Origin of the sequence: Methylothermaceae bacteria B42 (genome assembly GCA_001566965.1) — a bacterium.
Lineage (GTDB): Bacteria > Pseudomonadota > Gammaproteobacteria > Methylococcales > Methylothermaceae > Methylohalobius.
In genome coordinates this window covers 215,075-238,451 of sequence record LSNW01000030.1, presented here as the reverse complement: position 1 = coordinate 238,451, position 23,377 = coordinate 215,075, and the positions used below count along the sequence as shown (strand labels likewise).

General features: G+C 53.9%; 20 protein-coding genes. 9 read left to right on the top strand and 11 right to left on the bottom strand.

Annotated features, from left to right (window positions below):
- Window positions 1–6 precede the first annotated feature (6 nt).
- The 5 genes from AXA67_09975 to AXA67_09955 all read right to left on the bottom strand — a co-directional run bounded on the left by AXA67_09975 (window position 7) and on the right by AXA67_09955 (window position 6,431).
- Window positions 7–1,164: a hypothetical protein gene (locus AXA67_09975; GenBank protein ID KXJ40619.1), complete on the bottom strand. Its 1,158-nt coding sequence runs from the start codon at window positions 1,162–1,164 to the stop codon at window positions 7–9.
- Window positions 1,161–1,907 (bottom strand): hypothetical protein, encoded by a 747-nt coding sequence (locus AXA67_09970; GenBank protein KXJ40618.1) that lies wholly within the window; start codon window positions 1,905–1,907, stop codon window positions 1,161–1,163. The genes AXA67_09975 and AXA67_09970 overlap by 4 nt, the downstream gene beginning before the upstream one ends.
- 9 nt (window positions 1,908–1,916) lie before the next feature.
- Window positions 1,917–3,173, bottom strand: a complete 1,257-nt coding sequence (locus tag AXA67_09965; protein KXJ40617.1) for a hypothetical protein — start codon at window positions 3,171–3,173, stop codon at window positions 1,917–1,919.
- A complete protein-coding gene (locus AXA67_09960; GenBank protein ID KXJ40616.1) occupies window positions 3,170–5,047 on the bottom strand; it encodes a peptidase M41 in 1,878 nt (625 codons plus the stop codon). The genes AXA67_09965 and AXA67_09960 overlap by 4 nt, the downstream gene beginning before the upstream one ends.
- A 67-nt stretch (window positions 5,048–5,114) precedes the next feature.
- Window positions 5,115–6,431 carry a hypothetical protein gene (locus AXA67_09955; GenBank protein KXJ40615.1) on the bottom strand — a complete coding sequence of 439 codons (1,317 nt, stop codon included), beginning with the start codon at window positions 6,429–6,431 and terminating at the stop codon, window positions 5,115–5,117.
- A gap of 84 nt (window positions 6,432–6,515) precedes the next feature.
- Here AXA67_09955 and AXA67_09950 point away from each other — a divergent pair, with 84 nt between their 5' ends.
- From AXA67_09950 to AXA67_09925, 6 genes are all read left to right on the top strand, one after another.
- The gene (locus tag AXA67_09950; protein ID KXJ40614.1) at window positions 6,516–7,700 is read left to right on the top strand and encodes an alanine transaminase; all 1,185 of its coding nucleotides are present in this window, start codon (window positions 6,516–6,518) and stop codon (window positions 7,698–7,700) included.
- Between the two features lie 31 nt (window positions 7,701–7,731).
- Complete coding sequence (locus tag AXA67_09945) at window positions 7,732–9,042, top strand: homoserine dehydrogenase (protein ID KXJ40613.1); 1,311 nt, start codon at window positions 7,732–7,734, stop codon at window positions 9,040–9,042.
- Between the two features lie 17 nt (window positions 9,043–9,059).
- Window positions 9,060–10,775 carry a single-stranded-DNA-specific exonuclease RecJ gene (locus tag AXA67_09940; protein ID KXJ40659.1) on the top strand — a complete coding sequence of 572 codons (1,716 nt, stop codon included), beginning with the start codon at window positions 9,060–9,062 and terminating at the stop codon, window positions 10,773–10,775.
- Window positions 10,772–11,599, top strand: coding sequence for a nicotinate-nucleotide pyrophosphorylase (locus AXA67_09935; GenBank protein ID KXJ40612.1), 828 nt, complete (start codon window positions 10,772–10,774; stop codon window positions 11,597–11,599). The genes AXA67_09940 and AXA67_09935 overlap by 4 nt, the downstream gene beginning before the upstream one ends.
- A gap of 134 nt (window positions 11,600–11,733) precedes the next feature.
- Entirely contained in the window at window positions 11,734–12,270 is a 537-nt protein-coding gene (locus AXA67_09930; protein KXJ40611.1) for a hypothetical protein, read from the top strand.
- Between the two features lie 121 nt (window positions 12,271–12,391).
- The gene (locus AXA67_09925) at window positions 12,392–12,970 is read left to right on the top strand and encodes a hypothetical protein (protein KXJ40610.1); all 579 of its coding nucleotides are present in this window, start codon (window positions 12,392–12,394) and stop codon (window positions 12,968–12,970) included.
- A 48-nt stretch (window positions 12,971–13,018) separates the two neighbouring features.
- Here the strand turns inward: AXA67_09925 and AXA67_09920 are convergent, their stop codons facing one another.
- The 4 genes from AXA67_09920 to gltA all read right to left on the bottom strand — a co-directional run bounded on the left by AXA67_09920 (window position 13,019) and on the right by gltA (window position 17,329).
- Window positions 13,019–13,606 carry a phosphoheptose isomerase gene (locus tag AXA67_09920; protein ID KXJ40609.1) on the bottom strand — a complete coding sequence of 196 codons (588 nt, stop codon included), beginning with the start codon at window positions 13,604–13,606 and terminating at the stop codon, window positions 13,019–13,021.
- Window positions 13,603–13,965: a hypothetical protein gene (locus tag AXA67_09915; protein ID KXJ40608.1), complete on the bottom strand. Its 363-nt coding sequence runs from the start codon at window positions 13,963–13,965 to the stop codon at window positions 13,603–13,605. Before AXA67_09915 ends, AXA67_09920 begins: the two co-directional genes overlap by 4 nt.
- Window positions 13,946–15,847, bottom strand: a complete 1,902-nt coding sequence (locus AXA67_09910) for a hypothetical protein (protein KXJ40607.1) — start codon at window positions 15,845–15,847, stop codon at window positions 13,946–13,948. Before AXA67_09910 ends, AXA67_09915 begins: the two co-directional genes overlap by 20 nt.
- Before the next feature lie 99 nt (window positions 15,848–15,946).
- Window positions 15,947–17,329, bottom strand: coding sequence for a type II citrate synthase (gene gltA, locus AXA67_09905; protein ID KXJ40606.1), 1,383 nt, complete (start codon window positions 17,327–17,329; stop codon window positions 15,947–15,949).
- A 493-nt stretch (window positions 17,330–17,822) separates the two neighbouring features.
- On the opposite strand from gltA, the gene prfC reads away from it, so the two are divergent.
- From prfC to AXA67_09890, 3 genes are all read left to right on the top strand, one after another.
- A complete protein-coding gene (gene prfC, locus AXA67_09900) occupies window positions 17,823–19,403 on the top strand; it encodes a peptide chain release factor 3 (protein KXJ40605.1) in 1,581 nt (526 codons plus the stop codon).
- Window positions 19,404–19,575: 172 nt separating this feature from the next.
- Window positions 19,576–20,013, top strand: coding sequence for a hypothetical protein (locus tag AXA67_09895; GenBank protein KXJ40604.1), 438 nt, complete (start codon window positions 19,576–19,578; stop codon window positions 20,011–20,013).
- An 87-nt stretch (window positions 20,014–20,100) separates the two neighbouring features.
- A complete protein-coding gene (locus tag AXA67_09890; GenBank protein KXJ40658.1) occupies window positions 20,101–20,994 on the top strand; it encodes a hypothetical protein in 894 nt (297 codons plus the stop codon).
- Here the strand turns inward: AXA67_09890 and AXA67_09885 are convergent, their stop codons facing one another.
- Both AXA67_09885 and AXA67_09880 read right to left on the bottom strand, forming a co-directional pair.
- Complete coding sequence (locus AXA67_09885; GenBank protein ID KXJ40603.1) at window positions 20,995–21,951, bottom strand: hypothetical protein; 957 nt, start codon at window positions 21,949–21,951, stop codon at window positions 20,995–20,997. It lies immediately after the preceding gene.
- Window positions 21,948–23,333, bottom strand: a complete 1,386-nt coding sequence (locus tag AXA67_09880; protein ID KXJ40602.1) for a sirohydrochlorin ferrochelatase — start codon at window positions 23,331–23,333, stop codon at window positions 21,948–21,950. The genes AXA67_09885 and AXA67_09880 overlap by 4 nt, the downstream gene beginning before the upstream one ends.
- Window positions 23,334–23,377: the final 44 nt, after the last annotated feature.

The window sequence follows — 23,377 nt, the reverse complement described above, 5'->3', positions numbered from 1 at the left end:
TCCTCTTTATCGGTTACGTGAAACCATGATAATCAAGGTCAGCGCGGAAAGGGTGGTAATGACCGCCGCGGTCAAAAATGCCGTGGTTGAACTCCAGGTTTCCCAGAGGAAGCCAAATAATACCGCTCCTGGCAATGCCGCCAGTCCCACAATCATGTGATACAGGCCAAAGACGGTGGCTTTCAGTCGCTTATCGGCCGTGTCGCCCACCAATGCCCGCTCTGGTCCTTCGGTAAACGCAAGGGCGGCGGAATAGCCCAAAAATAATCCCCAGGTCAGCAGTAAACCGTCTTCCGCCAGCGCCAGGGCAATCAATACTGCAATACGTCCTCCCCAGCCAATCAGCAAAACCGGGAGCCGTCCCAGTTTGTCAGACAGCTCGCCCCCCATGAGCGCAATTAAGGTTTTTACGGCGCTGGCTGCAGCCCACAGGAGTGGCGCCCAGGCGATTGCCATGCCTCTCTCCGTGGCCCATAAAATCAGAAATACTTCCGGGGCCGAAGCCAGGGCAAGCCCCCCGCTGGCTAGAATTAATCCTTGCAAAGAGGGTGACAGCCCACGCCAGCGCAGTGGCGGAAGAGGCTGGGCGGGGACAGGCGGTGTTTGCTCCAGTCCCAGCGCCAATAAAAGCAGCACCCCCAGTCCCGGCAGAATTGACCAGAGAAAGATATGCTGCATTGGAACATTTTGTTGCAACAGCCAAAATGCTAGGAGCGGGCCGATAATTGCCCCGGCGTTATCCAGAGCCCGGTGCAAGCCAAAGGCTCGTCCCAATAAATGGGGCGGGGTGGCGTGAGCAATGATGGCGTCCCGGGGGGCGGTGCGGATGCCTTTGCCAATACGGTCGGCAAACCTAAGGCCTAACACCCAAGGCCAACTGGTGGCAAGACCAATCAGGGGACGGGCGATGTTAGACAGGGAATAGCCTCCCAAAACCAATGGTTTATACCGCCATCCCCGGTCCGCCAGACGCCCGGAGACCAGTTTCAACAGACTGGCGGTGGCTTCGGCGACGCCTTCCACCAAACCGACAACCGTGGTTCCCGCGCCGAGCACGACCGTGAGAAACAACGGCAACAGGGGCGTAATCATTTCACTGGCGGCATCGTTGAGAAACGATACCAGGCTGAGAACAATAACCGCTTTGGGCAACTGCAAGATCATTGCGGAGGCATTTCCGGTTGCGGCATCATCTCCCCGCGACGCGATTCCACAAAGGCAAAACGCAAATATAGATAAAGCTGCCTGACTTCCTGATCCGAGAGTTTTGAAGCGGGAAACACCGGCATCATGCCGGTAGTTCGGTCTGGCATTTTTGGGTTGCGCAAAAAGGCCAAAAAGGTGCCAAATTCTTTCAGTTGAGGCGCGCTGCGCAGAGGTAACTGCGGCACGATGATATTACCGCCCCGTGGGTGGCAGCCAGCGCAATTGCTCTCAAAGGTTCTTTGCCCTGCCTGCAAGGCGACGGGTGCCTTGGGTACCCGGCTGCCATACACCAATTCCCCGCCGAAATAGCCCAATGCCCCGATATTAGCGACAGCCAGGGCCAACAGGCCGGTGAGGAGTCCGTTAGCACTGCGTTTCCGCAGCCCCAACCAGATAACCAGGGTGAGAAGAATAAAAAGGGTGGCAGCGAGAATGACTTTAATCTTGATTTCCGGCAGCCAAACGCCTGCGTAAAACCTTTGCCAATCCGCAATGCCAGTGATAACGGCAAAGGGAAGAAATAGCATGGCAAGAACGGCAACATGGCGAGCGGATAATGGTAGTGACGATCGTTTGAGCAGATAGAATCCCAGCAACAGAAAAAAAGCGCCTGCCGTCAACCCGATGGGAAAGTGGACAAACACCGGGTGAAGTGGGTGGGTATAGTTGATTTTGGCCAGCCAATCATAGATCAAAGTCATGACCATTCCTCATCTTGATAAATGTTCACAACTTTGTTCTATGAGGGCGCAAAGCCGCTTACACAAGACCGAATAGGAATAATACTTCAGACCCAGTTGATAATTATGGTCCGCCATTTTTCGGCTTTGCTCGGGATGGGCCAGTAAATTTTTAACAGCCCGGACAGTATCGTCGGCGATGAAATCATCAAAAGCGATGACTTTAAACCCTTTCGGTTGAATATCGGTTTTGAAGATTTCATAACGGCTCATGAGCAAGGGCCGCCGGTAATAGATTGCCTCCAGAAAAGCGTTACCGAAGCCTTCCAAGGTCGAGGGATAGGTCACTAAGTCCGCTTGGAAATAGGCGTCGGCCAAGGAAAAAATCTGCTTGCCGTCGGCCGTGACCCGGCGCTGGTGATTGAACCGGTCCGATGCAAACAACACTCTGACTTTGAGCAACTCGGCATATTCCATCAGGTAGTGAAAATAAGCGTCCCCTTCGTCGCCGCTGGAGTGGGTAATGAGCAAACAACAGGGTTGATCCAGTTTACGGGCCAGTTCGATGGCGCGTTCGATTCGCTTGCGGGGAACAATCCGGGTAGGCTGTAAAAGCAAGACTTCATTTTCATCGATGCCCAGTTCGGCCCTTAAAAAATGGGTGATCTCATCCGGTGGCGGCGGGGGATTCTCGAAAGGCATGACGTTAGGAATCAACGTCGAACGCATGCCTGTACGCAGCGCTACTTGTTCCGCCGCATAGGAATTGATGACTACATGATGGATAAAGGACATGGCTGGCGGGAAAGCGGCTTTCAGATAATCCTCGGCGGCGTGGAGAGCGAACCGTGGGCGTTCCCAGGCAAAATCGTGGTGGTGGGCGATGGCGGGAATCCGGGTTTCCGTGATGAATTCAGTCAATGCCAGGCCCAGGGGCACGTTCATAGGGATTGACAGGGCATTTTCAATGATGAGCAGGTCCAGTTGAAATTGCTCGATGAAATATCTGAGACGTTGTTTTAGACGGCGGCGGAGGGCGCTGACAGTCTCGGAAGTGCTGGGGCTGCGGTAGATGTCGTCGAATAGATCCGCGTTGATTTGCTGAATCAGTGGATGTTTGAAGTGGGCTTCTGGCACCAAATGGCTGTATTCCGATGGGCGATCCAATTCGCCGGCGAAATAAAAACATTGGTGGCCGTTTTCGTGGAGCACCTGGGCCCATTTGGCCGACTCCAGAGAAACGCCGTCAGTGCCCGCCAGCCGGGTGGAAACGAAGCCGATGTTCATTTTTTTTCTTGCAGTCGGGAGGCATAGCCGGGGGTATAGATATAGCCCTCTGGCTTTACTTCCAGTTTCAAACCATGCTCGGCGGCAATGGCGGCAACCTCTTCGGCATGCAGCACTCCTTTTGTGACCAAAGTCCGGGAAAGATCCAAGAGCAAGTCTTCATTTTCCGAGAGGATTTTTTGTGCTTCGCTTTTCAGTCGGGTGAGCATTTTTTCGATATCGGTATCGGTGACTGTCATATCCATGGCATATTCGTGGGTTAGCGCGTAATTGGCATGAAACTCTTCGTCAAAGCCGTACCGGCGCACATAATCCATGGCTAGCTTGGTAGCCTGTTCATGATCGCTGAGCCGGCCTCCGCTGGCGTTGCCGTGGCCGAAAATCAATTCCTCTGCCGCCCCCCCGGCCAGCAGGACTTGAATGCGGTACAGCAGATGATTGGCGGTGTCGTAAATTTGATGGGGAAAAGTAAAACCAGCTGTTTCGCTGGAAGCGACCCGGGCGGTCAATTGCAGTGGCGCCATTTTGAAAAGCACGCCATAAGCCACTGCGTGGCCTGCTTCGTGAACGCTGGTGTTGGCCAGCAAATCCGGGCTGGTGCTTTGACGGATATGGTCTAGCCGGCCCGTATAGGGGATTTCAGTCGTGTTCTTGCCGTCAAAAATGGCGCGCAAGCATTGTTTTTCCTGGTTGTATTCCAGATCAAGCTGGGTGCTGTCATGGGTAAGGGCGTGAAAGAGTAATTGGGCAAGATGGGTTTCCAGGACATCGGCAACCGTGGAAAACACCGGCCTTACTCCCTGGACCGGAAACACGCCATTTCGATAGATTAGATCGGCGACGGTTGAGTCTATCCGTAAATCGATGCCGAATAAGTCTCCCGTGCGTTTCCGAATACGGTGAATTTCCTGCTGGATCAATGCTTCAAAATCAGCACGCCGCAGGCTTCGGTAAATAATGTGGATGTTACCAAAGCGGGCCACTTGTTCCGGCTTGAAGCGCCTGGATAGCGAACGCTTGATATCCACCAAGGTGATTTTTTTGGTAAAGGCGTGGTAAATATCAGCGTCTATGTCTGCCTCGGCAGTCATGTTGGCCATGGAAAACACATCGTCCAGGTTGCCGCAGATGAAAATCAGGGTTTTGGCGTGATTGATGGGTTCGTAGAGTTGTTTTGAAGTCCGTGCCTGTTGGAGCAAAGTAATCAACTGCGGGCGGGACAGGTCCGCCACGTCTTGAAGGGGTATCTCCAGCCCCAGTGCCTGTTTGATTTTTTGCGCATTCCAGAGGCCGAATTCATCATCGTCTTCCTCCGGGTCTTCATCTTTTTGCCGGCGTTGCCTGCGTTCATTGTGGATGATTTCAGCCAGAAGATAATCAATCTCCGCCCTGTCGCGGCGGGACAGGCGACCATCGGACAGCAGTTCCCAGAAGTCGGAAAATTTGGTATTAGTGAGCGGTTTGCCTTCTTCGTCGATGGTATTGAAGCGCTGGATTTCATCAAACAGGATGATTTTGGGCTCGCTGTCGTTCAGATTGTTCTCGTTCAGGACTGCCCTGACGGAGGTTATCCAGGAAGTGCGGTCGGCATTGGTTAATTCCACTTCGACAAAACGTTCCTGGAAATCCAGCCCCGACGCCAATTGGCGGATCAAATCGGTTTTGCCCACGCCCGTCATTCCCCAAAGATTGATAATCAGGGGACGGGTCAATACTTGGGGCATCAAGTACCAGATTCGAATAGCTTCAAGCAACTCGTCGATGACGCTATCGATGCCTACAAAATGGGATTTCAGCGTATTTCCCAGTAAATGCAGGCGCCGGTTGCGCGCTTCCATGGCGTCGAGATCAACAAATTCTGGTTTAACAGACATTAACCGCTCTCCCGCCCATGAACTTTGTATAACTTGAATTCTACCGCTTATCGGGCAATTTCCAGCCTTAAAATAATCGTGAAACCCAAATGGTGACTTGATTGCCGTAACCTTTCCCTCGTCGTTTAAGGCCAAAGTTATGGGCATAGTCAATCACCAGCCGCAATTTGCCTGGCAAGCCGGTAGTGATGCGGGCGCCAGCGAAGGGCATAATGGTATCCTCGCGCAAGATTTTGCCATTATTTATTTTCCTGGGATCCAGGTAAGCGCCGCCACCATAAAAATGGAGAAAGGAGAAAAATGTGGCGGCAAACCGGTATTCCCCGTAAGCAATCAGGTAATGGCGGGGAAAGAACTCCAGATAGGCGGCGCCGGGAAGCACTGGATTGCCCAACGTATGGAATTCTTCTCCAACCGGGTTGACGCCGCCCCCCAGCCGCTGGGTGACATTACGGTTAAAGCGGTCCAGGTGATGGCCGATTCCGCCAAATACCGATCCAATCAAACGGTGCCGGCCGCTGTCGGCAAAGGGCAAGCGCATGGAACCAACCCCATAGGCGGTGACCAAAGCATAGCTGTTGTGGCCGCGTTCCTGGCGGTTGATCCCCCAGTCCCGCCAACGGGCGCGATGTCCCCAGATGCCGTCGGCGCCAAAGGCAAAACCGGTATCGACTAAATTCATGAAATTGCGGGTCAAGGCATCCCATTTCACTTGCAGCCGGGTGCGTAGCTCGAAAGTATCCCGGGGCTTGACAAAGCCCTTCCGGTGATTGTGACGGCCGAAATAGAGAAATCCCGGTTCGACGATAAAATCCACCGCCGCCATGTTGTCTTCCCGGAAAGGTGGGACAGGTTGGCGGAAACCAAGTCCGAAGCCGGGGCGCACATAGCCCCATTCGACTTCCGATGCTTTGTCTTGCTTTCCTTCAATCAATTCGGTTTGTTTGAGGAAGGGAATTGTATAATTTTCAAATGTCGTGACCCATTCCAAAGGCTTGCCCTTTTCAAAAGCCTGGGCGAAAAACAGGTGGTTGTACAGACCAGCGATATCGGCATAAAAAAGTCGATCTTGATTGGGCCGGCGCCAGAAATAAAGGGCGGCCAAAGGTTCAAGCCGCCGCCCGGACGGTTTGGGGAAATTGATGGTGGAGCCGGCTACCCAAGCGTTGATGGCGCGGCGGTCCATCGCAGGAATGGTGATATCGTGGTTCAGAAAACGGGTGCGGAAGCCCATGCCTGCCGCGGGTGGATGATGTAAAACCGTATCGGAAGATAAAAAAGGCGGTTGCGTAGAGGTTTCCGCATGAATTGGGTGGCTGGAACCTGTCAGCAATAATACTAGGTATAAGCATTGCCAAACAAAGATTTTGGTTACTGGTTTCATGGTGTTTTTCTTCTGTTTTTGGGTTTGACAGGGTGAAACAGGACAAGTAACTTACACTGATTTTATCCGTTTCGGAAACAAGGCATGGAAGAATTTCAGCGCATCAAGCGTCTCCCCCCCTATGTATTTAGCATCGTCAACCAGCTCAAGGCCAAGCAGCGGGCGGCGGGAGAGGACATCATCGACTTTGGGATGGGCAATCCCGACCAGCCGCCCCCACGCCATATTATCGACAAATTGGTGGAAGCGGCGCAGCGGGACAATACCCACCGTTATTCAATGTCCAAGGGCATCCCGCGCCTGCGCAAGGCGATTTGCGACTGGTATGCCAAGCGTTATAACGTTCAACTCGATCCTGAATCCCAGGCCATTGTCACCATCGGTTCCAAGGAGGGCTTGGCTCATTTGGCCCTGGCGACACTGGGCCCAGGCGATGTGGTGTTGGTGCCCAATCCGGCCTACCCCATCCATCCTTACGGTTGCGTGATTGCCGGCGCCGATATCCGGCACGTGCCCTTGACCACGGAGCGGGATTTTTTTGAAGAAATGGAGCAGGCCATTCAGGATTTATGGCCGCGGCCGAAAATGTTGATTCTCAATTTTCCCGCCAACCCCACGACCCAATGCGTCGATCTTGACTTTTTCGAGCGGGTGGTGGCCATTGCCCGGGAGCACAAAATCTGGCTGGTGCACGATCTGGCCTATGCCGATATTGTGTTCGACGGCTACCGCGCGCCTTCCATTCTGGAAGTGCCGGGGGCGATGGATGTGGCGGTGGAATTTTTCTCGTTGTCCAAGAGCTACAACATGCCCGGCTGGCGGGTGGGATTCATGTGCGGCAACCGGGAACTGGTGGATGCGCTGGGCAGGCTCAAATCTTATTTGGATTACGGTATGTTCACGCCGATTCAGATTGCCGCCATTACCGCCCTGGAAGGGCCGCAGGATTGCGTGGCGCAAATCCGGGAGCTGTACCGCAGCCGCCGGGATGTTGTGTGCGAAGGCTTGAATCAACTGGGCTGGAACGTGGAAAAACCCAAGGCGACCATGTTCGTTTGGGCACCGATTCCGGAAGCCTACCGGGCCATGGGTTCTCTGGAGTTTTCCAAGAAGATGTTGCTGGAAGCCAAGGTGGCGGTTTCCCCTGGGGTGGGATTCGGGCAGTATGGGGAAGGGTTTGTCCGCTTCGGACTGATTGAAAACGAGCACCGCACCCGCCAGGCCATTCGGGGTATCCGGATGATGATGCGGCGGGATGGGGTGCTGTAGCGGTGAAAACATATACGTAAGGGGATTCAAATTGCAGCCGGTAAAAATAGGTTTATTGGGGTTGGGGACCGTCGGTGGCGGGACGGTCAATGTGTTGAATCGCAATGGCCGGGAGATCAGCCGCCGGGCCGGGCGCGAGATTGTCATTGCCAAGGCGTTTACTCGCAGTCCTGACAAGCCCCGTTTGTGCCCCACCGACAATATTGATTTGGTCAGCGATCCGTTTCAATTGGTGGAAGACCCGCAGATTGACATCGTGGTGGAACTGATTGGCGGCGAATCTCCCGCCAAGGAACTGGTGCTGCGCGCTATTGAGTTGGGCAAGCACGTGGTTACCGCCAACAAGGCCCTGATTGCCTTGCACGGTAACGAAATTTTCGCCAAGGCGTCGGAAAAAGGGGTGATGGTCAATTTCGAGGCAGCGGTGGCCGGAGGCATTCCCATCATCAAGGTACTCCGGGAAGGACTGGCGGGCAACCGTATCGAATGGATTGCCGGCATCATCAACGGCACCGGCAATTTCATTCTCACCGAAATGCGCGACAAGGGGCGGGATTTCGCCGACGTGCTCAAGGAAGCCCAGGCACTGGGCTATGCCGAGGCCGATCCCACCTTTGACATCGAAGGGATCGACGCCGCCCATAAATTGACCATTCTCGCCGCCATCGCTTTCGGTATTCCGCTGCAATTCGACAAGGTTTACACCGAAGGCATCAGCCAAGTGACCGGCGAGGATGTCCGTTATGCCGAGGAATTGGGTTACCGGATCAAACATCTAGGCATAGCTCGCCGTAGCGACAACGGCGTGGAATTGCGGGTGCATCCCTGTTTGATTCCTCAGCGCCGCTTATTGGCCAATGTGGATGGGGTGATGAACGCGGTGGTGGTCAAAGGCGATGCCGTGGGGCCAACGCTTTATTACGGTCCCGGCGCCGGGGCCGAGCCCACCGCCTCGGCGGTGGTGGCTGATTTGGTCGATGTGGTGCGGGTAATGACCGCCGATCCCGAACACCGGGTGCCCCATCTGGCATTTCAGCCCGACGCCTTGTCGGATATGGCGGTGCTGCCCATGGCGGAAATCGAAGCCGCTTATTATCTGCGCCTGAGCGTGGCCGACCGGCCTGGGGTGTTGGCGGATATCGCCCGTTTTCTGGCCGATCAGGGCATCAGTATTGAAGCGGTGATCCAAAAGGAACCCCAACCGGGACAAGCGGAAGTGCCGTTGATTTTCCTGACCCACAAAGTCAAGGAAAAATCCCTGGATGCCGCGGCCACGCAAATCGAGGCGCATCCCGCGGTCAAGGCGCCCATGCACCGGATCCGGCTGGAAACCCTGGATTGAAAAACGGTTCCCGCAAAATCGTGCCCCGCCCCGTGCCAGACGGGGATCATCAATTGCCTTCGGAGCTACATCCGGTTTTGAAACGGGTGTATCTCGCCCGGGGTATTCGCGGCCATGAAGATCTGGATCTTTCCCTCAAGCGCCTTCCTTCGCCCTGGTTGCTACAAGGCATGGAAGTGATGGTGGACCGTTTGCTGGCTGCCATTCGCCAACAAAAATCGATTCTGGTGGTAGCAGATTACGATGCCGACGGGGCGACGGCCTGCGCAGTGGCGATGCTTGGCTTGCGGGCCCTGGGCGCGCGCAGGGTGGATTTCATTGTTCCCGACCGTTTCCGGGACGGTTACGGACTGACACCCTCGCTGGTGCGGGCGGCCATGGCAAAAAACCCCCAACTATTACTTACGGTGGACAACGGCATTGCCAGCATTGCCGGTGTGGTCGAAGCCAAGGCAGAGGGGCTGGAAGTCCTGATTACGGACCATCACTTGCCGGGGGAACAATTGCCTGGCGCTGATGCCATTGTCAATCCCAATGTTTCGGGCGACGGGTTTCCGGGAAAAGCCTTGTCTGGCGTGGGGGTGATGTTTTATGTGTTGACCGCGCTGCGGTCAAAAATGCGCGAGCAGGGCGAGTTTGAGCGTTTGGGACTCCCCGAGCCTAACCTGGCGGAATTACTGGATCTGGTGGCGTTGGGCACGGTGGCCGATGTTGTGCCCCTGGATAGCGTCAACCGGATTTTGGTGCATCAGGGATTGCAGCGGATGCGGGCGGGCAGGGCGCGGCCCGGAATCCGGGCATTGATCGAGGTTGCCGGGCGCCAGAGCGGGCATTTGTCCGCCGCCGACCTGGGATTCGCCGTTGGTCCCCGCCTCAATGCCGCCGGGCGTCTTGAAGATATGTCCTTGGGTATCCGCTGTTTGTTGGCGGATGATAGTGCCCAGGCCATGCAATTGGCTGTCCGGCTGGATACCCTTAACCGGGAGCGGCGGGAAATTGAGGCGCGAATGAAAGACGATGCTTTATTGCTGCTGGCGGCGGAAGATTGGCGGACTGATCAATCCAATGGCGTCTGCCTTTTCGATGAGAGCTGGCACGAAGGTGTCATCGGCATCCTGGCTTCCAGGATACGTGAGCGATTGTCCCGTCCGGTGATTGCTTTTGCACCGGGGGAAGATGGCTTGCTCAAGGGTTCGGCCCGGTCCATTCCGGGGCTGCATATCCGGGATCTACTCAGCGAAGTGGATGCCTATTTTCCCGGACTGATTCTCCGTTACGGCGGACACGCCATGGCTGCGGGCCTTACCCTGGAGCGAACCCATTTCGACCGTTTTGTTCAGGCATTTGATGAACATGCATCCCGGCATTTGGCCCAATTGGTAATGGAGGATCAAATTCATACCGATGGCGCGCTTGAGGCGGGGGACTTTTCCCTCGAACTTGCCCGGTCGCTGCGTTTGGGTGGGCCCTGGGGGCAAGGCTTTCCTGAACCATTGTTCCACGGTGACTTCCAGGTGGCTTCGGCGCGCATTGTCGGAGAAAAGCATTTGAAACTGCAAGTGAAAGGCGCTGGTATCGACAAGCCTCTCGATGCCATTGCCTTTTTCCCGGACAACCCGGCCGAATGGCTGTCCTGTTCCCAAATCCGCCTGGCTTATCAGTTGGAAATCAATGAATTCCGGGGCCTGCGCCAATTACAACTCAATGTGGATTACATGGAGCCGCTGTCATGAAAGTTGATCCTTTTCAAGTCCGCCGTTTCCTGGAAGAAGATCTGGGGGAGGGCGATGTCACCGCCCAAATTATCCCTGCCACGTATTCCGCCACCGCCATGGTGATTACCCGGGAAACAATGGTGGTATGTGGCCAGGACTGGTTTGCCGCCATATTTCAACTGCTGGATTCCAGGTGTCAGGTGGCATGGGAAGCGGATGAAGGGCAAAAAGTGCCGGAAGGTGCGCTCTTGTGCCGGGTGACGGGCCCGGCCCGGGCGCTGCTCAGCGGCGAACGCACCGCCCTGAATTTGCTCCAAACCTTGTCGGGTACGGCCACCCTGGCAAGGCTGTTTGCCGACGAAGTGGCGGGAACCCAGGCAGTGGTGCTCGATACCCGCAAAACCATTCCGGGACTGCGGCAGTTACAGAAATATGCGGTCAGAGTGGGAGGATGCCAAAACCATCGTTTCGGGTTGTACGACGGCATTTTGATCAAGGAAAACCATATCCTCGCCGCCGGCTCCATTGATGAGGCGATTGCCCGGGCGCGGGCGTTGAACACGGGGTTGCCCATTGAAGTGGAAGTGGAGAACCTGGAAGAAATGGACCAGGCGTTGGCCGCGGGCGCGGATATTATTCTGCTGGATAACTTTTCCCTGCCTGAACTGGTTCAGGCAGTGCGAAGAAATGCGGGCAGAGCCTTATTGGAGGCTTCGGGCGATATCGGCTTGGAGAATATCCGCGAGGTGGCCGAAACCGGGGTTGACAGGATTTCAGTCGGCGCCATGACCAAGCATCTGAGAGCAGTGGATTTATCCATGCGCATTGAACTCATGGGATAACCTGAGTACGGAGCCAGAGCTACGTCATCTATTCAAGCCCCGGCAATCAATCCTTTACGTGTTTTAATGACGCAGTCCTGAATAAGGTGCCATCCTCCGTGATGCTGGCACCTTATTCAGGTTAAAATGTCTCAATGAAAGAAAATGCGGTAGGCAATTTTTTTATCTTTCCCCTCTTCACCCTCACCTCGGCTTTATTGGTGGCGGTGTTTTGGTGGCTGCCACAAGTGGTGCCTTGGCTAGCTTCTCCCTGGGTCGGCGGTATGGGTGCGGCAGCCATCCTGGTGGCTGTGGTTCTAGGCTGGAAAAAGGTCGTTCGTCCCCCGGTTGCCTACGATATCTTTTTATGGGGGACATTACTGGTTTGGGCCATGTACTGGCAATACGTTTTCGGCTCCGAGGCCCCGCTTTTTAAAGCCTATCCTGTGTATTTCGTCATTCTGGAAGCATTGACCCGCTATTTTGTCATCCACCACAGCGAGCGCTGGAGCCTGGAAGAGCTGCGGTTTCTGGAATGGTTCGTGGAAGGGTGGTGGTGCCGGGGCTGGCTTTTGGGTGGCTTGGTGCTCCTCAGCCTGGCCATGACCCGCCATTATCTGATTTACCCCATTAGCGTTGGGCTGCTAATCGTCCGCTGTGCTTTATTGTGGACGGTGAGATCGCACGGTTGAGTTGTTGCCTTTTGATCCTTTGAAAGCTTAATTCGTCGTCTTATCAAGGTAGCTCATTACGCCTGCCGAGGGGCTACAATTTTGTTAAACTGAAAATGTCACCCAAATCAACCTTGCCGCTATGTCCAGTAACACTGCCGAAGTTCTTTCAATTCACAAATCCTTATACCAGCGGTTGTGTGAATTGCCGCCCGGGCTGACCGGGGAGATTATCAACGGCACCCTTCACACCCAGCCGCGTCCCAAGGGAGCGCATATCCGGGCGGAGTCCATCCTCGATCGCCGGCTTGGGCGGCATTATGACGACGGGGACGGCGGCCCTGGAGGTTGGTGGATTTTGGTGGAGCCGGAGGTGCACTTCGTCCGGGATACCGAGGTAGTAGTGCCCGATCTGGCTGGCTGGAGACGGCAAAGGATGCCGGAGTTGCCTGAAGATCACCGTTTCGAAGTTGTACCGGACTGGATGTGCGAGATTCTGTCACCTGCAACCCGCAGTATTGACCGGGAAATCAAGATGCCTTGCTATGCCCGCTTTGGGGTTCCTTTTCTCTGGCTGATTGATCCCGAAGCCCGGAGCCTGGAAGCCTACGTGCTGGAGCAACAGGCGTGGCAATCACTGGGGCAGTTTGAGGGCGATACTGAAGTGGTTGTTGAGCCGTTTGACGTCGTTCCTCTGCCATTGGGTGATTTGTGGCGTTAGTCATGGTGATGCGGGTTAATCAATAGTCTCACCTAAGAAGACAAAGCTTTAGTTCCCAAATAAATTCCTGTCCACCAAATCACACAAGCAGTGGGCAATGAGGAGATGGATTTCCTGAATTCTTGGGGTTTCTTGGGAGGGCACCCGCAGTTCCAGGTCCTTTTCGCCCAGGATTTGTGTTAGTTCGCCGCCGTCTTTTCCGGAGACAGCAATTACAGCCAGTCCCCGCTCTTGGGCAATCCTTGCTGCCTGCAGAATGTTGGGAGAAATGCCGCTGGTGGTGAATAAAACTAATATATCCCCCTGATTTCCCAAAGCCTGAATTTGGCGGGCGAAAACTTCTTGAAAGTGAGTGTCGTTGGCAATGGAGGTCAGGGTGGCGCTATCGCAGGTGAGGGGGATGGCGGGTAGTCCGGGCCGTTCCCGTTCAAAGCGATTTAATAATTCGGAAGTAAAGTGTTGGGCCTGGGAGGCGGAGCCACCATTGCCGCAGCAGAGGATTTTGGCGCCGCGACATAAAGCCTGGGTCAGCATTTGGGCGGCGGAATCGATGGCTGGCGCCAGCAAATCCAGGGTCTTTTGTTGCAGGGCGATATTTTCCTGGAAGCATTGTTGGATGCGGTCGGTGTTGTTCATAGAGTGACCTGAAAAGCGTCTTTGATCCATTGAATGCCGGAATTGGCATCGATGGCGACGACATCGAACCGGGCCGGTTGGTTGGAATGAGATTGCATCAGGTAATATTCCGCGCAACGGATCAAACGTTGTTGTTTACGGTAATCCACGCTGGCCAGGGCGCCACCAAACCGGGGGTTTTTACGGTAACGCACTTCCACAAAGACGAGCGTGGGACCGTCGTTGAATATCAGATCGATTTCCCCATGTTTGCAGCGGAAATTTTTGGTCAGCAATACCAATCCCTGCTGCTGAAGAAAGGCGAGCGCTTCTTCCTCGGCAGTTTTGCCTGTTACGGCGTTATTCTTCTTCGGGCACATCAATCACAATATCGGGTGCCATGCCATAGATCACGGGTACCCCATTTTTGAATTCGGCGCAGGTCAACTGGCGGGCGATATGCCCATCGTCCCGGAGGGTCAAGGCACCGGTAGTGCCTGGATAGCGTTGTCCGTTGACCAGCAGGGTGAAGGGCAGGTGATAGGCATCAATGCCCAGGGCAACCAACCGTAGATAGGGCCCGGGAAACCTTCCCTGCTCGGCCTCAAAGGCTTGCAGTGAGGGAGCATTTTGATATTCGCCACCGAGCAGCCAGGGAATGTCACAAAAACGTACCCCCTCCAGATCCTTATCCCAGCGTGGGTTGCGGTGACCGCCGTAGATTGACGAGGTAGCGTACACAGGCAGGTATTCGGCACGGTAGAACAACAGTTGGGGCCGGATCAGCCGCCCTTGTTTGGGGTTGGCGACAAGAAAGAGAAAGTCCGCATCCCGCCGGATCCGGGTTTCCATCACAGCGTTCCCAATCACCCTTTTTAAGCTGCGAAAGCGCTGGCGGCTTTCATCAATATTGAGCAAGCGCTCAATGGGCTTGGAAAAATCGGAAACCGTATTATCGAAGTATTGGATTTCCAGGACAGTGCCGCCCAGGGTCTGCCAATAACTGGCGAAATATTCGCCAATTCTTTGGCCAAAGGCGGTATCAGGCACCAAAATCAATGCCCGCTGATGATTGTGTAGCCAGGCACTGTTGGCGACTTGGCGGGCTTCCTCTTCCGGGCTTAAAGAAAATTGATAGAGGCCGCTGCGGTATAAATTTTCGATCCGGTTGAGGGAGAGAACCGGCGGATTGAGTTTTGTGATTTGTCCCAGCTGTTCGACGTTGCTTTTTTGCAAAGGGCCTAGGATCAATTCAGCACCTTCCTGGGATGCCTGTTGGTAGAGAGAAACGGGATCGGCAGATTCACTATCGTAGTAACTCAAAGCCGGGAAATAGGAATTACTGGGCAGGTTTTGTGCCGTGGCAATCCCGGTTTTGATGGCTTCGGCGGCATTTTGAAAGGGGCCGGACTGCGGTAACAAAACCGCGATTTGTTGGGGTGGTTGAAAAGAACGTTGGCGCTGCGCTAAAAAATGTTCCAAAAAACGCCGATATTTGGCCGGGTGATCAGGGTAAGCCAGCCGCCATCGGTATAAGGCCCGCTCCAGTTCCGGGGACAGGGACGAATATCGGCTTATTATCCGGGCCAGTGCTACCCACCCTGGCATGTCGCGATGGGGAATGGTCTGTATTTGTTCGAGCTCATCGGGGGAAAGCAATAACAAAGCTTCCAAAATCGCCTGATTATTCTCCTCGATTTCCTGGGCTGTTCTCAGCAATTGGGAGAGGGTCAACCGCTCCTGAAGGCTGTTTTTTAAGTTACCCAATATCGCAAATGAAGCGGCCCGGATTTTGTGATAATGAATCCGCTGGGGTTTTGGTAATTGGTTGGGATGAATCCTTTCCAGAATGGACAAGGCTTCTCCCGGCTCCCCAGAATCCAAAGCCAATTGTGCAGCCAGCAGAGCATGGGGAATTTGGTCCTGTGGTGGCAGTTGATCCGGGCGAATTTTTGCCAGCAGCCTGGTGGCCGCTTGGGTATCGCCTGCTTTGAGTAATTCCTGGGCGGCATAAAGCAGATAACGCTGCCGCTGGGCGCCGGTGATGGTTTCAGCACCCTGCTGATATTTCATGGCGGCTTGGGTATGTTTCCCTGCCCGGGATAGCGCCCGGGCATGCCGTTCCCAATCTATGGTCGGGGATGGGAGCGGACTTGGCTGTGGTTGCAGCGGCGCACAGCTTGCCATAAACACCAGAAAAAATAAAAAACAGCCGCGTGTAAGCATATTAATCATCAGGCGGGGAGACTCCGGAATTTCCATAAGTTTTTTATTTTCCTAATGAATGAGCTATTACTAGCTGTTCTTCCTCGGTTGCCTGCGAACCATGCAAGTAAACCTTGATCCGGAGCCGGTGACAGATTATTTACCGTTTTTATTGCCTCCGCCCCATAACCGGCTCCAACCACGGGTTTCGGTCTGTTTGCGTTTTTCCAGCGGGATATATTCACGCTTGGGATGACCAACATAGAGCTGACGAGGGCGACCGATTTTGATTTTGGGATCGGCAATCATCTCTTTCCAATGGGCGACCCAGCCAACAGTGCGGCCAATGGCGAACAATACCGTGAACATGTTGGTGGGAAAACCCATGGCCCGCATAATGATGCCGGTATAAAAATCCACGTTGGGATAAAGTTTTCGCTCGATAAAATAGTCGTCTTGAAGGGCGATCCGCTCCAATTCCATGGCCAGATCGAGCAGGGGGTCGTCTTTAATGCCCAGCTCTGTCAACACTTCGTGGCAGGTCTCGCGCATGATTTGGGCGCGCGGGTCGTAATTTTTATAAACCCTGTGGCCAAAACCCATCAAGCGGAAAGGATCGTTTTTATCCTTGGCGCGCTTAATGTATTCCGGAATCCGGCTCTTATCTCCGATTTCCGTGAGCATTTTAAGCACCGCTTCATTGGCGCCCCCATGGGCAGGACCCCACAGGGAAGCGATGCCTGCGGCGATACAGGCAAATGGATTGGCTCCTGAAGAACCCGCCAGGCGAACCGTGGAAGTGGAGGCATTTTGCTCGTGATCGGCGTGAAGAATCAAAATCCGGTCCAGCGCTTTCACCAGTACCGGGTTGGGTATGTACTCCTCGGTGGGGACGGAAAAGGTCATGTACAGCAGGTTTTCCGCGTAGCTGAAATCATTTTTGGGATAGACAAACGGGCGGCCGAGAGAGTAACGATAGGCATAGGCGCCGATGGTGGGCATCTTGGCAATTATGCGATAGGCCGCCAGCATCCGTTGCTGCGGGTCTCTGATATCGGTGCTGTCGTGGTAAAAAGCCGATAGCGCGCCGACCACGCCCACCATGATGGCCATGGGGTGAGCGTTGCGGGTGAATCCCCGGAAGAACAGCATCAGCTGATCGTGGAGCATGGTGTGGAGCTTGATGTCCCGCTCGAATTCCGCCTTTGCTTCAGCAGAAGGCAGCTCTCCATAAAGGAGCAAATAGCAGACTTCCATGTAATCGCTTTGAACGGCCAGTTCCTGGATGGGATAGCCCCGGTAAAGCAGGATGCCTTCATCGCCATCAATGTAGGTGATGGCGGAGCTGCATGCCGCGGTGGAGGTAAATCCCGGATCGTAGGTAAGAACGCCGGAGGTGTTGTAAAAATTGCGGATATCAATGGCCGGGGCGCCCAACGTTCCGAAAAGCAGGGGCAAACGGTACTGTTGGCCGTCGCGCTCATCCGTCAGGGTGAAAAAAACCCCGTCGTTTTGTGTGCTTTTGTCTGTGGCAGACATGGGAGTGCTCCTGTTTGAAAATTCATTAAGATTACCATAGACCCCGAATCAAAAAAAAACCATGGAGCAAATAATTGATTGATGACATTAACCTGAATATTTCACCAGCATCCTGGATGATGGCGCAGGACAGGTGCGACTGGACGCCGGGCTGGACTGAAAGGCATAGCCATAGCTATGGCTTGAAGGAAGCCCAAGTCCAGGCGTGCCTGGACCAGCCAGGGCCGGGATAGGATTCGGGCCGGGGACAAATTGTACTTCGTGAACACTGTTAAATTGAAGCATCTTCTTTTCCCGAATCAATAAATTATATGAGAGCCCGAAGTCGGCTGGTGAAATATTCGGGTTAATACGGAGCTTGATTCATCGTAATGGTTCGGGAAAAGTCCCTTCCATCTCGAGGTGACATGAAAAGCGCTGAACTGAGATGAAACCTACAAGTCAGAGAAAGGCTTAACCACGCTATAATTGTTGATTTTCCATAAATTTAATCATGACAGAACGTTTACAAGAAATTCAAAAACGCCGCACCTTTGCCATCATTTCCCACCCTGATGCCGGGAAGACCACGTTGACGGAAAAGCTCTTATTATTCGGCGGCGCCATTCAGTTGGCGGGCGCGGTCAAGGGGCGCAAAGCCTCGCGTCATGCGACTTCCGACTGGATGGAAATGGAGAAGCAACGGGGGATTTCGGTGACCACCTCGGTGATGCAGTTCGAGCATGCAGGTTGTTTAATGAATTTGCTTGATACCCCGGGACACGCCGACTTTTCCGAGGACACATACCGGACCTTGACCGCCGTAGACTCTGCCTTGATGGTCATCGACAGCGCCAAGGGGGTGGAGGAGCGGACCATCAAATTAATGGAGGTTTGCCGTCTGCGTGACACTCCAATTATCACATTCATCAACAAGCTGGACCGGGAAGGGCGTGATCCCATCGAGCTTTTGGATGAAATCGAATCTGTGCTGGGGATTGAATGCGCACCGGTCACCTGGCCCATCGGCATGGGCAAGCGCTTCCAGGGGGTCTATCACCTCTATGAAGATGCCGTGCATTTGTTTGACGCCCGCCACCGAGACCGGGTCGTCAAGGGGGAAATTATCCAAGGCTTGGATAACCCTTTGCTGGAAGAAAAAATAGGCGATCAGGCGGAGGAGCTACGGGAAGAGATAGAACTGGTGCGCGGCGCCAGTCACGAATTCGTCACGGAGAAATACCGTGAAGGCAAGCAAACCCCGGTTTTCTTCGGTTCCGCCATCAATAACTTTGGCGTGCTGGAACTGCTCGACGCCTTTGCCCAATACGCCCCACTGCCACAGCCACGTCAGGCTCTGGAGCGGGTGGTTTCTCCCGATGAACGTAAATTCACCGGCTTCGTTTTCAAGATCCAGGCCAACATGGATCCCCAGCACCGGGACCGGATTGCCTTTCTGCGGATCTGCTCCGGGAAATACCAAAAAGGCATGAAACTGCAGCACGTCCGTTTGGGGAAATCCATCAATGTCGCCAATGCCATCACTTTCCAGGCTGCCAGCCGCAAAAACGTGGAAGAAGCGTGGCCAGGCGATATCATCGGGCTTTACAATCACGGCACCATCCAGGTGGCCGATACCTTCACCCAGGGGGAAAAGCTCAAGTTCGGCGGCATTCCCTATTTCGCCCCGGAACTTTTCCGCCGGGTAGCGCTCAAGGACCCCCTGCGTGCCAAGGCGCTGCACAAGGGTTTGATTCAGTTGAGCGAGGAAGGCGCGACCCAGGTATTCCGCCCCCTGAAAAACAACGATTTGATTTTGGGCGCGGTCGGGGTTTTGCAGTTCGACGTTACGGCTTTCCGCTTGAAAAGCGAGTACAACGTTGAGTGTAGTTACGAAAATGTGAGTGTGGCCACCGCCCGCTGGATCGAGTGTGAAGACCCCAAAATGCTGGAAGACTTCAAACGCAAGAACTTCGAGTATCTGGCGCTAGATGGCGGAGATTTTCTGGTCTATTTGGCTCCCAGCCGGGTCAATCTGCAATTAGCCGAAGAACGCTGGCCACTGGTGCAATTTAAAGCGACCAGGGAATTATGAAGATACTCTCGGGAAATAATCCCGGCATTTCAAGGCGGTGAATTTGATATAATTTCAATCTCTTGCAAGGGAGTTCGGTAATGGTTTGAAAGGTCAAGAAAAGTTCAGGGTTAATTCATGAAATAGCCGTTATCGTGGATACACCTTAAATTTGAATCTAAGGAGGAAATGAATGAAATTTCATAAAGTTATCTTAGGCGCTGCCATGATTGTGAGCATGGGCATGTCATCCATGGCTTTTGCCGTCGATTTTACCGAAGATGAGATGCTTTGGCTGGGGATGAAAATTTACGAGCGCGCCGCAGGCCGGGGTTGTGGGACTTGCCATGATGTTCGTCCTTTCCCCGATTTGACTGAAAGCATCAAGAAGCTGAGCAAGGAAGATTTCATTAAAGTGGTCAAGGAAGGTCGTGCTGGTACTATCATGACTCCGATGGCGCCCAAGATCATGGAAATCGGCTTGGTGGAAAAAACCTGCATGTCTGAAGAGCAGGCATTGGATGCGCTCTACTCCTATCTGAAAGCTTTGTCTGATGGCAAAATCAAAGGCAAGGTGAAAAAGCCCGCGTCCTTGAAGGACAAAATGAAGGAATGCAAAGCAGCCAGCTGATCATTTCCTTTTCGAGTAGATCCTATAACGGCCCGGTTTTTCCGGGCCGTTGTCGTTGTATGGACAATTAAAATGCCTCGGTCTCATCTGCGTTTTGGTGTTGACTTGGGTGGCACCAAGATCGAGATCATCGCCTTGGACGAGGAAAATCAAGCGGTTTACCGCCGCCGTATTGCGACGCCAAAACATGATTATCAAGCGACCTTAAGGGCGATTGCGGGCTTGGTTGAACAAGCTGAGACTGAAATGGGAAGAAAAGGCCAGGTGGGTGTCGGAACCCCGGGAACGGTATCTCGAAAGACAGGCCGGATGAAAAATTGTAATTCTGTCTGGCTCAATGATCGGGCTCTCAAGGAAGATCTGGAAAATTTATTGCAACGGCCGTTGCGAATTGCCAACGATGCCGACTGTTTTGCCTTATCGGAAGCCAGCGACGGCGCTGCGGCCGGATTGCCGGTGGTTTTTGGGGTAATTTTGGGGACCGGTGTGGGAGGCGGGATTGTCGTTCAGGATAAACTGCTGCAAGGGCCCAATGGCATTTGTGGCGAATGGGGGCATAATCCACTGCCCTGGCCCGATAACGGTGAAATCCCGGGTCCACCGTGTTATTGCGGCCTACACGGCTGTATCGAGACTTTTCTTTCCGGATCGGGATTGAGCAATGATTTTTTGAAGGCTACCGGCAAACAATTATCGAGTGAAGCCATTGTGACTCAAGCAGCTTCTGGCGATTTAAAGTGTGAAAAAGCCTTGCAACGCTATGAACACCGTCTGGCCCGGGCACTAGCGCATGTCATCAACATTTTGGATCCAGATGCTATTGTGCTGGGCGGCGGGTTGTCACAATGCCAACGCTGGTATCAAACAGTGCCCAGGCTTTGGCAGCGCTATGTTTTTTCCGACCGGGTGGATACGCAATTACTGGCCCCCAAATTCGGCGATTCCAGCGGCGTGAGAGGGGCGGCCTGGTTGTGGGGATAATTATTTCTTTTTCTTGATTCGCCATTTTTGAACGGTGCCGTCTGAGGTTGCACTGAGCAAATATTTGCTTCCGTGGGCAAAGGCCAAGGCAAGAACAGGACTGGCGGAGGGGCGCCAGCTATCTGGTCGTAATGGATCAAAATGACGTAGACGTTTGCCGCTTTTCAGGTGCCACAAGTCTATTCCCTGAGATGGGTGGCCGATAGCCAATAAACCTTCCTTGGGAGAAAAAACGGCGCTGGTGGCGGTAGTGAATTTCGGGCCCAGCTGCCACACGCGTTTACCGGTACGGGTTTTCCAGATCCGGATGGGTCCCAGATTGGCATTGGTCATGGCGTAGGTGCCTCGGGGAGAGAGGGTGACCGTTGCCAGTTTGGTGGCATGTTCCCAGCTATGAATCAGTTTGCCGTTGCGTAAATCCCATAGTTTGGCCTGGCCGTCATTGCCGCCGGTCAAGGCAAAGCGTCCTTTTTTGTCCAAAGAGACGGTGGTGACTTTATGATCGTGGGGAAAAGCAAAGCGGGTTTTTCCTGTGGATAGCGATAAATAGACGGCTTTATCGGTGAGCCCGATCAAGGCCCAGCGCCCATCTTTAGAAAGTGCAACCGCTTGAATGCCTTCCAGTATCCAGGTGGCCAGGGGTTTGCCGGTCTTGGCTGACCACCAGGCCAACCCTTCCCGATCAGCGGTGATGGCATATTGGCCATCATCGGTTAAGGTTACGGCAATGATGGCTTGTACTTTGCTATTCCCATGGCGGAACTGGTGACGCAATTTTTTCGGTTTCAGTTGCCACAACAGCCCGCCTTGTTCAATGGTGGCAAGCAAAGCAAAGTTGTCATTGACTGCCGCGGCGGTAAGGCCTTGCGAGGACAATTGCCAGGTTTTCACCGGTTTCGGAGATTGCGAACAGGCGCTCAATAGCAATAGCAAGAGAAGCGTGGCAAGTTTTTTCATTCTCTCGTTTTTCCTTGAAACCATTTCAACTGGGTATGCAGGGAGACAACCTCCCCAATAATAATAAGTGTAGGTGGCTGAGCGTTTTTGGCTTGTTCGGGCAAGGTTGCCACCGTGGCGGTGATTACCTTTTGCTGGGGAGTGGTGCCTTGCTGGACCAGAGCGGCAGGCATGGCCGGCGACATGCCATGGGTGATCAGGGACCGGCAAATTTCTTCTAAGCCCAACATCCCCATGTAAATGACCAATGTCTGGCGTGGAACGATTAATTTCTCCCAGTCCAGATTGGGCCTGTCGTTCTTGCGGTGGCCGGTGACAAACAGGCACGATTGAGCATAATCGCGGTGGGTCAAGGGAATGCCGGCATAGGCGGCGCAGCCGGAAGCCGCGGTAATGCCGGGAACCACCAGGAATGGAATGCCTTGTTCCGCCAGGGTTTCGATTTCTTCCCCGCCGCGGCCGAAGATGAAAGGATCACCGCCTTTGAGCCGGACGACTCGTTTGCCCTCTTCGGCCAGACGCGCGAGCAAGTGATTGATTTGCTCTTGGGGAAGGGCATGTTGGGAGCGCGCCTTGCCAGCATAAATTTTTTCCGCGTCCCGGCGGATCAGGTTCAAAATCTCTGGCGTGACCAGCCGGTCGTACACTACCACATCGGCTTCCTGGAGCAAACGCAAGGCCCGGAATGTCAACAAATCAGGATCACCCGGTCCCGCGCCTACCAGTGCAACATGGCCCATTGGGGTTTTATCCTCCAATTCATGCTGCAATGCTTGGGCCATGTTTGCCTTGGCCGCTTGTGCTTGGCCGGAAAGCATCAATTCTCCTGCCGCGCCTTGTAGCGTGCGTTCCCAGAAACGACGGCGCCGCTCGGGACTGGCAATGGCTTGTTTGACTTGATCCCTGAATTGACCCGCCAGTTCGGCCAGGCGGCCGAAATTAGCGGGAATCAGACTTTCCAGCCGGGTCCTGAGCAATCTCGCCAGCACCGGTGCTTTACCGCCGCTGGAGATAGCCACCAGGACGGGGGAACGGTCCACGATGGCTGGCATAATAAAATCGCAAGTCTCGGGCTGATCTACCGTATTGACCAATATGCCATGAGATTGGGCGGCTTCTGAAATTATTTTGTTGGTTTCCCGATTATCCGTGGCGGCGATTACGAGAAAAAAACCTTCCAGCGATTTTGCGGAGAAAGGTTTTGCAATAAGTTTATGGGGGGGGAGTAAGTTTTTAATGGCCGGGATAAAGTGCGGGGCAACGGCGGTCACATCCGCATTTGCCCTAAGCAAAAGCTCGATTTTACGCAGGGCGACCGGCCCGCCCCCAACCACCAGGCACGGTTTTTGGCGAACATTGAGGTAAATGGGCAGGAAGTCCATTGGTTTACAACTGGTTTGTTATCATATTGTTTTGTAGGAAATTA